This is a genomic window from Streptomyces sp. NPDC057438, from assembly GCF_042802995.1.
Classification (GTDB): Bacteria; Actinomycetota; Actinomycetes; order Streptomycetales; family Streptomycetaceae; genus Streptomyces.
On the sequence record NZ_JBHVDD010000096.1, the window covers coordinates 20,769 to 34,494 of the forward strand.

Consider the following 13,726-nt stretch of genomic DNA (forward strand, 5'->3'; position numbering starts at 1 on the left):
GGGTCATCTCGGTGTCCGGCGAATGCTGACCGGGGGACCGGGGGACCGGGTCGGTGCCGTCGTCGTCGCCGAGGACCCACGACATGTCGGTGGCCGGGGCGTCGGCCCTGAAGCGGTGCGGAGCCGGGACTCTGCCGTCACGCCCGGGGCGCTTGACCGTCCCGCGCCCCGCGCCTGTGCCGCTCAGGCGCGGTCGTCGGGGTCGGCCAACTGGGAGCCGGCCAGGGCCATGTGCTCTCGCAGTACCTCCAGCGCGCCGGCCTCGTCGCCGCGCTCGATGGCGTCGACGATGGGTTCGTGCCGAACGGCGGACATCGGCAGGCGGCGTTGCTCGTCGCCGGCGCTCATCACGGTCACGCGGATCGGCCCTTCCCGGTGCCGCCAGGTCCTGACCAGCATGGAGTTGCCGGACAGCTCGCACAGCAGGAGGTGGAAGCCGAGGTCGGCCTCGGCCGTCGCCGTCAGGTCCGCGCCCGAGTCGAAGGCCTCCCGGAGCCGGTCCAGTGCCCCGCGCAGGGCCTCGGCCGCCTCCCGCCTGCGCGGCGACGCGAGACGCGGTCGACGCCGCGATCACGGCGCCGAAGCGGCACTCCCGCCGATCGGCGCCCTGGTGAACAACGCGGGGGTCACGTCTCCGACCCGCTTCCTCGACGTCACGCACGAGGAGTGGGACCGGATCGTCGAGGTCAATCTCCGAGGAAGGAAGCTTCCTGTTCGCCCACCGCGTGGCGCCCGGAATGGCCGAGCGCGGCTTCGGCCGCATCGTCTTCCTGTCGTCCGTCTCCGCCGAGCGCGGGGGCGGGGTCTTCGGGGGAGTGGCCTACTCGGCCGCGGAGGCCGCCCTCCTGGGCTTCGCCCGGGCCCTCGCCCGCGAACGAGGTCGCGCTCCGCGCCGGTGACCGCCGCACCGTCCACCGCGTCGACGAGAGATTGGCTTCCGCACCGTCGAGGTGCGCCCCGGCGGCGGCGTGTACGTCAGCGGCGTCAAGATCCTCCTCAAGGGAGCCAACCGGGGGGAGCGGAGGTAAATGGGTGGCGGAGTCTGATCTATTTCAACAACCCCTGTCCCGGTAGCCTCCCCTGTGCCAGTAGCGCACCATCCCCCCACCCCCCAGGTTCGCGTGCCGGCGTGGACGACACCCACCTGTCTCTGCCCCTGGCAGCCGGGTGCTCTCCCCCGTTCGCTGCCGCTAGGAGGATCACGGTGAAAGTTCGCACCAGGAGCTCGGCGATCATCGGCACCCTCTGCCTCGTCGTTTCCCTCGCTTTGACCACGGCGTCTGCCGACGAGCTCAGCGCCCCACGTCCGGCAGCGAAGGCCGTGCTCAAGAAAGTGGCCACGGCCCAGAATCCATCCGCCGGCGCCGCCGGCCCCGGTGGCACGGTCTGGATAGCCGAACGCGCGGGCAGGGTAAGGGTCTTGGGCGATGAAGGGCTCGGCGCGCCCGTCCTCGACATATCCGGCGAGACCACCACCAACGGCGAACGCGGCCTGCTGGGCATCACGTTCGACAAGGAGTTCGCGCACTTCTACATCTCGTTCACGAACCTCCAAGGCACCAGTACCGTGGACGAGTTCGCGGTGCGGGACGGCAGGATCCAGCCGGACACCCGGCGCACCGTCCTCACTCAGACACAGCCCTACGCGAACCACAACGGCGGCGACATCAAGTTCGGCCCCGACGGCTACCTCTACATCGCGCTCGGCGACGGCGGCTCGGGTGGCGACCCGCACGGCAACGGCCAGAACCTCGGCACGCTGCTCGGCAAGCTGCTGCGGATCGACCCGAGCGGCGGCAAGCCGTACGCGATCCCGCCGGGCAACCCGTTCGTGGACGACCCGAACGCGAAGGACGAGATCTGGGCGTACGGGTTGCGCAATCCGTGGCGGTTCTCCTTCGACGCGGGCACGGGCGACCTGCTGATCGGGGACGTCGGCCAGAGCGCCTGGGAGGAGATCGACTGGGCCCCGGCAACCAGCAAGGGTGGCGAGAACTACGGCTGGTCCCAGATGGAGGGCAACCATCCCTTCCGGGGCGGCACGGAGCCCGCGAACCACGTACCGCCGATTCACGAGTACGACCGCAGCGGGCCTGGCTGCTCGGTGACCGGCGGATACGTCTACCGAGGCGAGGCGATCCGGGACCTCAAGGGTCAGTACGTCTTCAGCGACTACTGCGACGGCACCATCCGCGCTCTGCAGATGGAGAACGGCAAGGTGACCGGCGTGAGCGACCTCGGAGTCGACGGCGGCCGGGTCGTCTCGTTCGTGCAGGGAGGTAATGGCGAGCTGTACGTGCTCGACCTGCGTGGCAGCGTCTCCCGCATCGACCCGGCGTGACGACTTCCGGAGGAGGAAGCCCCGGGGGTACGAATATCACCCAGGTCGGGTGGTTCACCTCCAAGATCTCCGGCCCGCTTGAGGCACGCGCTGCCCCGGCCCGAGAGCCTTGACGTCCTTCGGGTGCAGGGTCTGCAGTTCGGCCACTGTTCCTGGACGACGCTGAGTCGGTGTCGCGCCTTCGGGGCGATATGCGGGTCGGGGCTCTCCGGGCTCGGCCCGGGACCGGCGGCAGGCTGGCCGGCCCGCCCGAGTCGATGCGCTCGCCGAAGCGATCGGTATCCGCCGGCGGCTCTCGGCGGCGGATGCGGACCTATGTGCACGGCCTGCTCGGGCCGGTGGCCGCACGAACAGCCGGCCGCCGGCCGAGCATGCCGTTCACCGCACTCCTGCCGGGCTGCAGCACCTGTTGAGCCGCGCTTGCTGGGATCCCGACGAGATCCGTGGTGACGTGCAGGAAGAGGGTGCCGAGAGACTCGGGTACGCGGCGGGTGTTGGCGGGCTTCGTGTGGCCGTTGGCGCTCTCGACGTCGGTCACGGGGCCGGGGTGGCGGTCAACGCACGCACGAGCTGGACGAATTCGGTACGTTGCCGGTCGCCCAGCGTGGCGTAGAGCGGCGCCTGCAGCTCGTCGGTGAGGTGCTCGGCCCGCCGCCATCGCGGGACCAGCTTTTCGGCAACAGGCTGTGGGTCCTGCCAGCCGTAGTGGGTCGCCTGCTCGACGCCGAGGTTGATGACCATTGCCTCTCGGGAGCTCAGCCCGCTCAGGCGCACCGCCGCCAGATGGCAGGCGCCACGGTGTTCGCGCAGTACGTGTATGCGCTGCATGGCCGCACCGACCGGGTCGTCGGTGGGGCAGGGCTGTGTGCGCCAGCCGGCGAACAGAGGCAGCGCGTCGGCGTCGGCGGCGTCGATCATCCGCTGCGCCAGGCGATTGAAGTGTTCCACGTCGACGTCCGCGGGGATGTGGGCGTGCCCCCACGTGCGGACGGCCTGCGCATACCAGCCGACGGCTTCCTCCGCCGGCATCACGGGCCGTCCCGCCAGCCAGCCCGCGGTGACCAGGCCGGGGCCGAGGAAGCCCTGCACCGTTTGGACCACGTCGACCGACGCCTCGCCGAGCACCCCGAACCGGCCGCGGCAGTAGAAGCCGCGCCCTGCGGGAAAGCCGGCACGCAGACCGACGGCGGCGGTCGCCTCGTCGGACATGAACTCGTCACCGAAATCGTGGATGGGCCGGGCAACCGCGGCGATGCAGTCGAGGATCTCCATGGGCTGAAGGTCGCTCACCATGACTCAATAGGTCAAGGGGTGTATTTCTGATGGAACCCTTTAGGTAATCTATCGAGTCATGCTGGATGTCCGCCGCCTGCACATGCTCAAGACCGTCGCCGCCCGCGGCTCCATCGCCGCGGCCGCCCAGTCTCTGGCGCTGTCCGCCGGTGCCGTGTCCCAGCAGTTGTCCGCGCTGCGGCGCGATGTGGGAGTCGATCTGCTGCGCCCCGACGGGCGGACCGTGGCGCTGACGGAGGCGGGCCGGGTGCTGCTCGAACACGCCGACCGGATCCTCGCCGCCGTGCAGGAGGCCGAGAGTGCCGTCGCGGCGGTCAAGGGCACGGTCGGCACCACCGCCACGCTCGCCGCGTTGCCCTCGACCGTCGCCCGGATCGTGGCCCCCGCACTGACCGCGCTGGGATCGGAGCACCCGCAGCTCACCGTGACCTGTCTCGTCACCGACCAGGCGCAACTGCGGGAACTCACCCTCGGCACCGTCGATGTGGTGCTGGGGCAGCGGTATCACCACCTGCCCGATGCCACACCCCGGGGCATCGAGGTCTCCCCGCTGCTCGACGATCCGCTGCTCGTCGTCACCGCGGCCGGCCAGGGCGACGAGCGGCCCGTAGCCCTGCGGGAACTGGCCGTGCACAGCCTCGCCGTGCCGCCGCCCACCACGGCCTGCGGACAGGCCATCCTGCACGCCTGTCACCAGGCCGGCTTCACCCCCACGGCGCGCTACGTCACCGCCGACATCGCCGCCCAGCTCGCCGTCGCACGGGCCGGCCTCGCCACCGCGCTCGTCCCCCGGACCGCTATCGACCCGGCCACACCCGGAATCCGCACGGTGCCCATCGAGGACCGCCCTGTCCGGCGTCTGCTGTTCGCCGCGACGCGTCGCACCGAGACGGCGAACCCGACGACCACGGCCGTCGTCGCAGCGCTGCGCGTGGCCGCGCGGGAGAACCGCACCCCGCGCCTTCCTCCGGTCTAGGACACGCCGTCGAGCGGTCGCAGGAACCGGCGCTCGTACCGTCTGATGCAGCGGGTGTCACGGGCCAGTTGGAACGCTTCCCGGCACTCCGGGTCGGACATGCTGTCCGTGCGGTACTGCTCGTACGCGGCCAGGCTGGGAAACGAGAACAGGGCGTAGGCGATGTCGCTGTCGCCCTCACTCGGCAGGAAGTAGCCGTGGTGCGTCCCGCCGAAACGGTTGACGAGCCGGACCCAGCGGCGGCCGTATTCCTCGAAATCCTCGAGCTTGTCGGCGTCGATCTCATACTTGAGATGAATGGTGATCACGCCTGCATGATGCCGTGTGACGGTTCGGGCTCGATGAGGGGCTGAGACCGGGATCGTCCGGGAGCGGCGGGATCCGGGATCCGGCTGCGCGCCGCGACTCGCTCACCCGCTGCCCGGTGCCGTGCTGACGGTGGACAAGCGGGCTGAGGGCCTTGCGGCAGGGAGGCGGCGATGTGCGCTACCACCGTGCGGGACGGTTCCGGAACGTCGCCCGCCCGCTGTCACGCCGACGGCAGCCGCAGGGCGAGGAGGGCCACGTCGTCGGTGCTGCCGGGTGGCATACGGGCGAGCAACTGGTCGCACAGTGTGTCCAGGGACGCGTGCGCGAGCCCCAGGGCGTGGCGGCGCAGGCGGGTCAGGCCGGTGTCGAGGTCACTGCCGGGGATCTCGATCAGGCCGTCGGTGTAGAGCAGCAGCGTGGAACCCGGCGGCAGGGGTTCCGTGGCGTTCGGCCGACTGCCTCCGTCGCCCAGGTGAGCGCCGAGGAGGAGTCCCTGCCCGGCTTCGAGGTACCGCGCGTGTCCGCCGGGAGTGAGGAGCAGCGGCGGCGGATGCCCGGCGCTGGTCCACCGCAGGGTCCATGGGCCGTCGTGCGGATGGCCTTCGACCCGGGCGAGGACGAGGGTGGCCATGGGAACGGTGGTGATCGCGGGCATGGCGTCGTCGAGGTGGTCGACAACGCTGCCCGGCGGCCCTCCGTGGTCCCAGGCCAGGGAGCGCAGGATGCCGTGCAGTTGGGACATGCCGGCCGCCGCGGTCAGGTCGTGGCCCACGACGTCGCCGATGACCAGCGCGAGCGTGCCGTCCTTCAGCTCGAACGCGTCGTACCAGTCACCGCCGACCTGGGACCCGACGGGGGCGGGCTGGTAGCGGGCGGCCAGCCGCAGTCGGCCGTGCCGGGGCAGCGGACCGAGCAGGTTGCGCTGCATGGCCTCGGCGACGGCACGCTGGCGGCCGAACCGTCGCGCGTTGTCGACGACCAGACCGACCCGGTGGCCGATGTCGCTCACCACCTCCAGGTCGGCGGCGTCGAAGGGGTGCGCGGGGTCGGTGCGGACCAGCGTCAGGGCGCCGGTGATCCGCGGTCCCGAGCCCAGCGGCACCGTGACGACGGATGTCGCGCCCACCGTCCGCAGGAAGTCGCCGTGGTGGGCGGCCAGGGGTGAGCCGGGCGATACGGCCGCTCCCACGCTGTCCCACAGCACGGGATCACCGCCGTTCAGCACCTGGACGAGGGGCGACGGGTCCGCCTCCCCCGCTTCGGGGAGGTGCTCGCGCCCGCCCTCCAGTGCCGTGTCGCGGCCCGTGGGACCTGTCACCGCGACGCGGTGCACCTGCCCGGAGCCGGTCCGGAGGTCCACCGCGGTCCAGTCGGCGAGGCGGGGTACCAGCAGGCGGCCCAGCCGGGCGAGGGCCTCGTCGGCGTCCAGGGTCTGGCCCAGTACGTCGGTGATGTCCGCGACCAGCGTCAGCCGCTCGGTGAGGTCCTCCAGGGCACTGGTGTAGGCAGCCCGCTCCGCCCGTTCCGCGCGCTCCCGGCGCGTGCCGCGGCCGCCCGTGGAGTCGGTGAACAGCACGGCCATGCCCGTGAAGGAGCCGGAGTCCGTCAGGGGAGAGGCGGACCAGGCGATGGTGATCAGGCGGCCGTCACCGCGCAGGTAACTGTCGCCGTCCCCGCCCGCGGCAGCCCTCTCGGCCAGCGCCCGGAGCAGCGGGCAGCGCTCGCGGACCAGAGCGCCGCCGCCCGCGTCCCGGTGCAGCAGTTCGTGCGCGTCCCTTCCGCGCATCGCGTCGGCGGTACGGCCCAGCAGCCGCTCGGCGGCCGGGTTGACAGCGAGGATCCGTGCGGCCGGATCGACCACCATCACAGCGGTGCTCAGCTGCTCGACCACCTGCCGCCAGAGGTCCGGCTCGGCCGCCGGCCGCGACCGTTCCTCGTCCCCCGTACCGGGTACCGCACCCTCGACCATGCCGTCCTCCCGCCATGACGGCCCCGCACCGAGGACCGGGGCGCGTCGGGAACCGGACACACGGCAGGGAAACCGACACACCGGTGACCGATGGTCCCCCGACGGATCCCCGCGCGCACGCCCGACACGACGATCGCGCCCGCCCGACACGACGATCGCTCAAGCCCGACACGACGATCGCGCCGGTTCGACCCGCCTGACACGGCGATGCGTACGCCACCTCCCGAGCGCCCGTCCACGGCACGGCGTCGTCCACCGCGTCGGCCTCGGCCCCGGCATCAGCGGAGGGGACGCCGCTTGGTGCGCAGGGACACCCGCACCGCGAAGAAGATCACGGTTGCGGCGAGGACCACGATGCCGATGGCCAGGAGAAAGCCGAGCCCCTCCGCCGTCACACCGATGATTCCCAGGACGACGGCCACCAGGACCAGCAGAAGAAAGAGCGCCATCACCGCGGACCATCTCCTCCGTGCCGGGGGCGCGCGGTCACCGGCGTGCGAGCTGACGTTCGCCGGCCGCCCCCGGCCGGTACGTCAGCCCGTAGTGCTGGAAGATCTCCTCCTCCTGCTCGGCCGGCAGGACGTCGTCCGTCCCGATCGACGGGGCCCTGCGCACCTGTCCCTTGGTGTAGGAGACCCGGACGTAGGCCGGTCCGAGGACCGCGTCGTCGAGGGGGACGAACACCAGCCGGTGGCGGGTGGGCAGTCCGGTCCGGACGGTGGCCATGGCCGGCTCGTCGGTGGCGGTGTCGACGTAGACCGCTTCGAGCATGCCGATCTTGCGCTGCTTCTCGTCGACCACGTCCTGGTTGCGCCACTCGCGGATGTCGGCTGGACGGATCATGGCCTGCTCCCTGTCTGCACGCTCTGCCGGGTGGTACGTACGAGTACCCCGGCCCCGGTGTCCCAGGCGCCCTCGCGCGGTCAGCCGCGGTTCTCCTCCGCGGCCTCCATGAGCCGTATCCCCTGATGCGTCAGCACGACCGTCGCAGGCACCTCTCCATGGGCCCAGCGGACCGTGACGAGCCCCTCGCCCACCAGGTAGGTGCAGGCCGCCGCCAGATCGTGCTCGGGGATCTCCAACTCGTCGCGCAGCCTGGCCCCGGAGACGTCGGGAAGGCCACTGCCTTCCATGTCGTCGTACAGGGTCTTCATGATCGCTTCGCGGTGGGTTTTCCGCTGGTGCAGTGTCGCCATGGTCACCGCCACTCGTCCTGGGCTCCCGGACCGGCTCCCCGTCCTCACTCTACTCCGGGCCCTACGCCGGTACCCGCCCACGGCCAGCGGTTTTGTCGGGCGGCGGATGGCGGCGAGGTGGCACGGCGCGGCGGCACGCGCGCTCACCGGCGGGCGATGTGTCCGCGTGCGGTGGGCGCGTACGGTGCGCTTGTGTGCGGTACGTGCGCGGTGCGGTGCGTAACACAGCCAAGCGGCGCGTCGTCGCGGCGGACGGATCTGGCAGCCCGTGCGCGGCCGGGCGGTGACGAGCAGTCGTGATGTCGCCACGGACCCGCACTTCCCCAGGGAATCGACGAGGGCTCTCGGTCCCCCGTCGGAGCGACGCTGACGTCGGAGCCGGGGTGCGACATGCTCCCCGGGGCCCGCCCCACTCCCCGAAGAGGCGTTGCCAGCCGTTCCGGACGCCGCCCCCGCTACCGGCTAACGCCGGTGGCCGCCGACGACGGTCAGCGGGAGGGCCCACGGACGGGGTCTCGGCCGGGCCCGGCGGTCCGCCGGGCCCGGCCGAGGAGTACGCTCGAAGACACCGAGGATATTTCACACACCGGCTTTCAGGCTCGTGTTGTTTTCGGCGATCGAATACACCGGGCCGGTCGTGATCGGCCCGGGGCAGGGTTCGCGTCATGACCATGACCATTTCCCACCCGCCGACAGCCGAAGCCGCCGCCCGCTCCTCCTCCTCGCATCCGCTCTCGCCCTCGCTCCGTCTGTCGTTGGCTCCCGTCGGTCCCGCACCTGCCCTGCTGGACGGCGCGTGGTGGCCGCGCTCCCGCGATCTCGAAGCGGAACTCCCTTCCCTGACGGCCGTGCTGGACCCGCTGTGGGGGCGGATCACCCGGGTGACGGTGAATCCCGTCCACTGGCCGGTCGTTCCGCGCAAGGTGCCCGTCGCGGGGCACGTGGTGAAAGTGGGCTGGTTCCGGTCCGAGCAGGACCCCCACGAAGTGCTGCTGCTCTCCTACCATGTGGGCCGCTGGAACCTCCTGGTGATCCCGCCGCACACGTCCCCCGCATCGGCCGCCCGGCTGATGGCCGCCGCGAGCGACCCCCTGGGCACGTCGACCGCGAGCCTGTTGATGGAGCGGGAGGCACGCCTGCCTGCGGTGGCGGAGACCGACCGGGCCGGGGAGGCGGTCTGGGAGTCCGAAGGGGGACATGAGACCGGCGACCAGGCCGTACGGTCACGGGTCCCGACCATGACCCCGGTGACGGCCCTCATGACCGTGGCGACGGCCGGCCTGGGCGTCGGGACGGCCGCCGTGCCGGCGGCGGTACGGCACCAGCCGATGGGAAGGTGAGGACCGTGGAGACATTCCTGACCGTGATCGTGATCCTCGCGGTGATCGCCTTCGGCGCGCTCCTCATCCACCGGCTCAACTCACAGCACGGCGACCGCATCGCCGCCTTCCACTACGGTCACTCCGGGATGCCCGTCGCGGGACCGCCACCGCCCGCTCCGCGGAAGGCACGGGTCCGGGCGGGGACGACCGGCACGGGCCGTCGGCGTGACGCAGGACATGGGCGGCTCCACCACCGCCTCCGGCGCCGCACCCGTCAAGGCGCCGTGAACGCCCGCTCGGACCGCCCGGACAGGGCGCAGCCGTAGGCCGCGACGCCCAGGAGCGGGCGGCGAGCCGGTCGTCCGCCGTCGCCGTCGCCGTCCAGGCCGGGTCGGAACGCTCCAGGGCACGGCGCCCAGGTCAGGACGCCCCCACCGCACGTCCCCACCGCCCGTCCCTGGCCGGTCGTTCCACGGCGCTTCCCCGGACGACCGACGCGTCGGCGAGTTCGTCGACGCCCTGAACGGAACGGTTGTTCGCACGTCACCGCACCCACACCCCCCGTATCGGCGGCACACCGCGCGTGGCCGGCCCCGGCCCTCCCGCGGAACCACCGCGACGGATGTCGCGAACCGAGGAACCATGCCTCTGCCCCAGTTGCACGTCTCCCGGCACGACCGCACCACTGGCGCGCTCCTCACCCTCTCAGGAGAGATCGACCTGGCAACCGTCCCGCGCGTGTACGCCGCACTGGCCGCATGCCTGCGCGACGGCGTCCATGGCATCGACGTCGATCTCACGGCGGTCACCTTCTGCGACGTCAGCGGACTCCATGCCTTCCTCACGGCATCCTGGCTCGGCGCCGATGCCGGAACGGTCCTCCGACTGCGCCATGCGCCCCCGGCGATGGCCCGCGTCATCGAGATGACCGGCTCTGGGTTCCTTCTCGACGAGGAACACGCGGTCCGGTCGGTCTCCCCGCGGGTGCCGACCGTCGTGTGCCGTGCGGTGACCGCCCCGACCCGCGGGAGCCGCGGCAGGTGAGACAGGTGAGGCAGGCGAGCCTGGTGAGGAAGGCGCGGCAGCTCCCGATCACGCACCACGTCAGAGGCCGCCTGTTGTCCGCAGCCGATGCGGGCAACAGGCGGCCGAACGGTCCGACCCGCCCGGCAGGGCTCGGGCGGGTCGGACGAGCGACGTACGAGCGGGACGTACGAGCGGGGCCTACGAGCAGGACATGTGCGCTCAGTTCCTCGATCCGGTCGCGGCTTCCCGGAGGGCAGGCGGCCGAGTGCCCCGCCGCGAGGCGTCAGGCGTAGGCGTAGGCGTCAGGCGTTCTGCGGGTCAGGGCTCCCGAGCAGTGCCGAGGCGACCTGGAGGGGGTTGAGGGCAGCCGGGGCCACGGGCGGCGCGGCCTGGGGGCCTGCGTGGCAGGTGAAGCCGAGGCGGACCATGGCCCGGAACACCTCGCCGCCGCTGAAGTCGCGGCTGTCCTGCCGGGTGATGACCTCACCGACCTGCTTGACGGGATACCGGCGGCGGCCGATGGTCACGGATTCACCGGTGACGACCTCGGGGTTGACGCCCGCCATCGAGGCGAGCACTCCGCCCTTGGTCAGTTCGAACGGGTATCGGGCGATGACACAGCGCATGATGCCTCACTGGGGAAGGAGAGGGAGACGGACGACAGGGTGCGGGAAGGGTCCGACGAGGACGTCCCGCAGGCGGACGCGGTCCGAGTACGTGGAACTGCCGCGGTGCACGACGAGTTCGGCCCGGGAGACCGAGCCGGTGCGTTCGTCGTCCTCGTCGCACAGGAGCAGGTGCTCCACACCGGCACCCGCCATGACGGACAGGGCGACCTCGACGGTCATGTCGTCACCGACCCGCAGCTCGGTCGGGATCGGGTGACCGGCCCTGTTCGCGAACTGGGGAGCGGTGGGGCGTCGATGCGTCTGAACCGGTGTCACGGCTGCCTCCTGCGGTACGGGTGGACGTTCTGGTCGGTTCTCGTTGCTTCGCGTCGAGAGACTCCGGCGGGCCGCCGGATCGCCGGCGGCCCACCGCCGACACGTCACGCGGCGCGGCGCTTGCCCGCGGACCGGCCCCGAGCGGCGCGGCCTCGTCGGCTCCGGGTCGAGGCCGGCGCACCGGCCCTGACCCGGGGGGACGGCTCCGCGGCCGGCGCGGTGACGACGACCGGCACACCGGAGGGGGTCTGGGCGCCGGTGATGAGGCTCAGCGCCGCCTCGCCCGAGCGCACCGCGGTGGTCGTCGGGGTGATGCCGGCCGAGGCCATCAGCCGGCTCATGTCGCGGCGCTGTCCTGGGGTGACCAGGGTGACGACCCTGCCGGACGCGCCGGCGCGGGCCGTGCGGCCACCGCGGTGCAGGTAGTCCTTGTGGTCACCGGGCGGGTCCACGTTGACGACCAGGTCGAGGTCGTCGACGTGGATGCCGCGTGCCGCGACGTTGGTGGCCACCAGCACCGTGACGTGACCGTCCTTGAACTGGGCCAGGGTCCGGTTGCGCTGCGGCTGGGACCTGCCCCCGTGCAGCGCGGCGGCGCGGACGCCGCTGCCGAGGAGGTGCCGGGTCAGCCGGTCCACCGCGTGCTTGGTGTCCAGGAACATGATCACCTGGCCGTCCCGCGCCGCGATCTCGGTCGTCGTGCGGTGCTTGTCCGCCTCGTGCACATGGAGGACGTGGTGCTCCATCGTGGTGACGGCACCCGCCGACGGGTCGACGGAGTGGACGACCGGGTCGGTCAGGTAGCGGCGGACCAGCAGGTCGACGTTGCGGTCCAGGGTGGCGGAGAAGAGCATGCGCTGGCCGCCGGGGCGTACCTGGTCGAGCAGGGCGGTGACCTGGGGCATGAACCCCATGTCGGTCATCTGGTCCGCCTCGTCCAGGACGGTGACGGCGACGTCGCGCAGTCGGCAGTCACCTCGGTCGATGAGGTCCTTGAGCCGTCCCGGCGTCGCGACGACCACCTCCGCCCCGTCCCGCAGCGCGTTCGCCTGCCGTCCGATCGACATTCCGCCGACCACGGTGGCCAGTCGCAGCCGTACGGCGCGGGCATACGGGGTGAGCGCGTCGGTGACCTGCTGGGCGAGCTCGCGGGTGGGCACCAGGACCAGGGCCAGCGGCTGCCGCGGCTCGGCGCGGAGGCCCGCCGTACGGGCCAGCACGGGGAGGCCGAAGGCGAGGGTCTTGCCGGAACCCGTGCGGCCGCGGCCGAGCACGTCACGGCCGGCCAGGGAGTTGGGCAGGGTCGCCGCCTGGATCGGAAACGGCACGGTCACGCCCTCGTGGCCGAGCGCGGCCAACAGCGGTGTCGGCATGGCGAGTTCGGCGAACGACTCGACGGCGGGCAGTGCGGGAGCGGTCGTCTTCGGCAGCGCGAACTCGCCGCCGGGCGCGGTGGGCCGGCCGCCGCCGTGGCCCTTGGGCTTGGCCGTGGGGCGGTGCCGGGTCCCGGAGCGGCCCGCTGCGGGGCCCTCGAAGCGGTCGCGGACGCGCGCGCTGGGAGTGGTGCGGGCGGTGCGTGAACTGCGTGACGGGCGTGCTCGGTTCATGCGGAACCTTCCTCGATGCGGGCGCGTATCAAGGAATTCCCGCAGCACGATGAACGGCGCAGAGAATCGCGAGAACGGACCGAAGACAACAGGGGGTGAATCCCCCCTGGAAATGCGGCGAGCTGTGGCCCGCACCCCGAGGTGCGGGCTTCAGCTGCGAAGAATGCGTCAGAGCCGGTGTCGGGCCGGAACGATGTTCTCGGCGGTCGGGCCCTTCTGGCCCTGAGCGATGTCGAACGGCACCCTCTGGCTTTCCCGCAGCTCGCGGAAGCCCTGAGTGGCGATGTTCGAACGGTGGGCGAAGACGTCGGCGCCGCCGCCGTCCCGCACGATGAACCGAAACCCTTTTCGGCGTTGAGTCACTGCGCAGTGCCGGTGGCCATGTCTTTCGCCGTCGGGAAGGGGCTCGGAGTTCACCTTGTGCGGGCTCCGTGCCGCCGCGATGATCAACCCGTCGGAAAATGATCCTTTTGGCAACCGCAACTGCAATTGACTCGACAGTAGCACGGCGTACTCGATCACGGGCCGGGAACAATCCCGCCCGCTTTCGTGCCAGGCTCGCGGATTCACCGTCCCGCGGTGTCGCGGTCCAGGAAGCACGCCGGGCCTCACAGGGCGAGGAGCGCGCTCGCGGTGAAGCGGTGGTGCGTGGGTCGATCGCTGCCCGCGTCAGCCGTTCGGCCGTGGCCACCTCGGTGCCGCACACTCCGGCGCCCGGCGCCCGCCGCCCGCCGCCCGGCGCC

Annotated in this window: 17 protein-coding genes and 1 pseudogene; 6 read left to right on the forward strand and 12 right to left on the reverse strand. The window is 71.9% G+C overall.

All coding sequences use genetic code 11. From position 1 onward, the window contains the following. Positions 1 to 183: 183 nt before the first annotated feature. Positions 184 to 537 (reverse strand): annotated as a pseudogene (locus tag ACFU5F_RS35600) (FCD domain-containing protein); the annotation flags it as partial. 188 nt (positions 538 to 725) lie between these two features. On the opposite strand from ACFU5F_RS35600, the gene ACFU5F_RS35605 reads away from it, so the two are divergent. Together ACFU5F_RS35605 and ACFU5F_RS35610 are read left to right on the forward strand one after the other, a co-directional pair. Beyond that, positions 726 to 899 (forward strand): SDR family NAD(P)-dependent oxidoreductase, encoded by a 174-nt coding sequence (locus ACFU5F_RS35605; protein ID WP_383896579.1) that lies wholly within the window; start codon positions 726 to 728, stop codon positions 897 to 899. Between the two features lie 305 nt (positions 900 to 1,204). Beyond that, positions 1,205 to 2,341 carry a PQQ-dependent sugar dehydrogenase gene (locus ACFU5F_RS35610; protein WP_383896582.1) on the forward strand — a complete coding sequence of 379 codons (1,137 nt, stop codon included), beginning with the start codon at positions 1,205 to 1,207 and terminating at the stop codon, positions 2,339 to 2,341. A gap of 313 nt (positions 2,342 to 2,654) precedes the next feature. Here the strand turns inward: ACFU5F_RS35610 and ACFU5F_RS35615 are convergent, their stop codons facing one another. Together ACFU5F_RS35615 and ACFU5F_RS35620 are read right to left on the reverse strand one after the other, a co-directional pair. Next, entirely contained in the window at positions 2,655 to 2,879 is a 225-nt protein-coding gene (locus ACFU5F_RS35615) for a hypothetical protein (protein ID WP_383896585.1), read from the reverse strand. Beyond that, entirely contained in the window at positions 2,876 to 3,613 is a 738-nt protein-coding gene (locus tag ACFU5F_RS35620; RefSeq protein WP_383896588.1) for a hypothetical protein, read from the reverse strand. Before ACFU5F_RS35620 ends, ACFU5F_RS35615 begins: the two co-directional genes overlap by 4 nt. Positions 3,614 to 3,692: 79 nt before the next feature. Between ACFU5F_RS35620 and ACFU5F_RS35625 the strand changes: the two genes are divergently transcribed. Next, positions 3,693 to 4,610, forward strand: a complete 918-nt coding sequence (locus ACFU5F_RS35625; protein ID WP_383896591.1) for a LysR substrate-binding domain-containing protein — start codon at positions 3,693 to 3,695, stop codon at positions 4,608 to 4,610. Here ACFU5F_RS35625 and ACFU5F_RS35630 read toward each other — a convergent pair. From ACFU5F_RS35630 to ACFU5F_RS35650, 5 genes are all read right to left on the reverse strand, one after another. Continuing rightward, a complete protein-coding gene (locus ACFU5F_RS35630) occupies positions 4,607 to 4,918 on the reverse strand; it encodes an NIPSNAP family protein (protein ID WP_383896594.1) in 312 nt (103 codons plus the stop codon). The genes ACFU5F_RS35625 and ACFU5F_RS35630 overlap by 4 nt on opposite strands. Positions 4,919 to 5,139: 221 nt before the next feature. Further along, positions 5,140 to 6,888, reverse strand: coding sequence for a SpoIIE family protein phosphatase (locus ACFU5F_RS35635; protein WP_383896597.1), 1,749 nt, complete (start codon positions 6,886 to 6,888; stop codon positions 5,140 to 5,142). 278 nt (positions 6,889 to 7,166) lie between these two features. Then, positions 7,167 to 7,337 carry a hypothetical protein gene (locus tag ACFU5F_RS35640; protein ID WP_383896600.1) on the reverse strand — a complete coding sequence of 57 codons (171 nt, stop codon included), beginning with the start codon at positions 7,335 to 7,337 and terminating at the stop codon, positions 7,167 to 7,169. Positions 7,338 to 7,374: 37 nt separating this feature from the next. Beyond that, positions 7,375 to 7,731, reverse strand: coding sequence for a PRC-barrel domain-containing protein (locus tag ACFU5F_RS35645; RefSeq protein ID WP_383896603.1), 357 nt, complete (start codon positions 7,729 to 7,731; stop codon positions 7,375 to 7,377). Between the two features lie 80 nt (positions 7,732 to 7,811). Next, positions 7,812 to 8,084 (reverse strand): hypothetical protein, encoded by a 273-nt coding sequence (locus ACFU5F_RS35650; RefSeq protein WP_383896622.1) that lies wholly within the window; start codon positions 8,082 to 8,084, stop codon positions 7,812 to 7,814. A 665-nt stretch (positions 8,085 to 8,749) separates the two neighbouring features. Here ACFU5F_RS35650 and ACFU5F_RS35655 point away from each other — a divergent pair. The 3 genes from ACFU5F_RS35655 (at position 8,750) to ACFU5F_RS35665 (ending at position 10,450) form a co-directional block, all read left to right on the forward strand. Continuing rightward, positions 8,750 to 9,424, forward strand: a complete 675-nt coding sequence (locus tag ACFU5F_RS35655) for a DUF5994 family protein (RefSeq protein ID WP_383896606.1) — start codon at positions 8,750 to 8,752, stop codon at positions 9,422 to 9,424. Between the two features lie 5 nt (positions 9,425 to 9,429). After that, positions 9,430 to 9,732, forward strand: a complete 303-nt coding sequence (locus ACFU5F_RS35660) for a hypothetical protein (RefSeq protein ID WP_383896609.1) — start codon at positions 9,430 to 9,432, stop codon at positions 9,730 to 9,732. A gap of 316 nt (positions 9,733 to 10,048) precedes the next feature. Next, positions 10,049 to 10,450 (forward strand): STAS domain-containing protein, encoded by a 402-nt coding sequence (locus tag ACFU5F_RS35665; protein WP_383896612.1) that lies wholly within the window; start codon positions 10,049 to 10,051, stop codon positions 10,448 to 10,450. Between the two features lie 284 nt (positions 10,451 to 10,734). Here the strand turns inward: ACFU5F_RS35665 and ACFU5F_RS35670 are convergent, their stop codons facing one another. The 4 genes from ACFU5F_RS35670 to ACFU5F_RS35685 form a co-directional block, all read right to left on the reverse strand. Continuing rightward, complete coding sequence (locus ACFU5F_RS35670; RefSeq protein WP_383896615.1) at positions 10,735 to 11,058, reverse strand: SCO5918 family protein; 324 nt, start codon at positions 11,056 to 11,058, stop codon at positions 10,735 to 10,737. Positions 11,059 to 11,064: 6 nt separating this feature from the next. Further along, positions 11,065 to 11,376: a hypothetical protein gene (locus tag ACFU5F_RS35675; RefSeq protein WP_383896618.1), complete on the reverse strand. Its 312-nt coding sequence runs from the start codon at positions 11,374 to 11,376 to the stop codon at positions 11,065 to 11,067. 104 nt (positions 11,377 to 11,480) lie between these two features. Beyond that, positions 11,481 to 12,983, reverse strand: coding sequence for a DEAD/DEAH box helicase (locus tag ACFU5F_RS35680; protein ID WP_383896620.1), 1,503 nt, complete (start codon positions 12,981 to 12,983; stop codon positions 11,481 to 11,483). Positions 12,984 to 13,151: 168 nt separating this feature from the next. After that, the gene (locus tag ACFU5F_RS35685) at positions 13,152 to 13,346 is read right to left on the reverse strand and encodes a cold shock domain-containing protein (RefSeq protein WP_383896625.1); all 195 of its coding nucleotides are present in this window, start codon (positions 13,344 to 13,346) and stop codon (positions 13,152 to 13,154) included. Between the last annotated feature and the right edge of the window lie 380 nt (positions 13,347 to 13,726).

Bases quoted from the DNA above. Each gene is read 5' to 3' on its own strand.
- ACFU5F_RS35620 (WP_383896588.1), bottom strand. From the start codon at position 3,613: ATGGAGATCCTCGACTGCATCGCCGCGGTTGCCCGGCCCATCCACGAT.
- ACFU5F_RS35625 (WP_383896591.1), top strand. From the start codon at position 3,693: ATGCTGGATGTCCGCCGCCTGCACATGCTCAAGACCGTCGCCGCCCGC.
- ACFU5F_RS35635 (WP_383896597.1), bottom strand. From the start codon at position 6,888: ATGGTCGAGGGTGCGGTACCCGGTACGGGGGACGAGGAACGGTCGCGG.
- ACFU5F_RS35640 (WP_383896600.1), bottom strand. From the start codon at position 7,337: ATGGCGCTCTTTCTTCTGCTGGTCCTGGTGGCCGTCGTCCTGGGAATC.
- ACFU5F_RS35645 (WP_383896603.1), bottom strand. From the start codon at position 7,731: ATGATCCGTCCAGCCGACATCCGCGAGTGGCGCAACCAGGACGTGGTC.
- ACFU5F_RS35650 (WP_383896622.1), bottom strand. From the start codon at position 8,084: ATGGCGACACTGCACCAGCGGAAAACCCACCGCGAAGCGATCATGAAG.
- ACFU5F_RS35655 (WP_383896606.1), top strand. From the start codon at position 8,750: ATGACCATGACCATTTCCCACCCGCCGACAGCCGAAGCCGCCGCCCGC.
- ACFU5F_RS35665 (WP_383896612.1), top strand. From the start codon at position 10,049: ATGCCTCTGCCCCAGTTGCACGTCTCCCGGCACGACCGCACCACTGGC.
- ACFU5F_RS35670 (WP_383896615.1), bottom strand. From the start codon at position 11,058: ATGCGCTGTGTCATCGCCCGATACCCGTTCGAACTGACCAAGGGCGGA.
- ACFU5F_RS35680 (WP_383896620.1), bottom strand. From the start codon at position 12,983: ATGAACCGAGCACGCCCGTCACGCAGTTCACGCACCGCCCGCACCACT.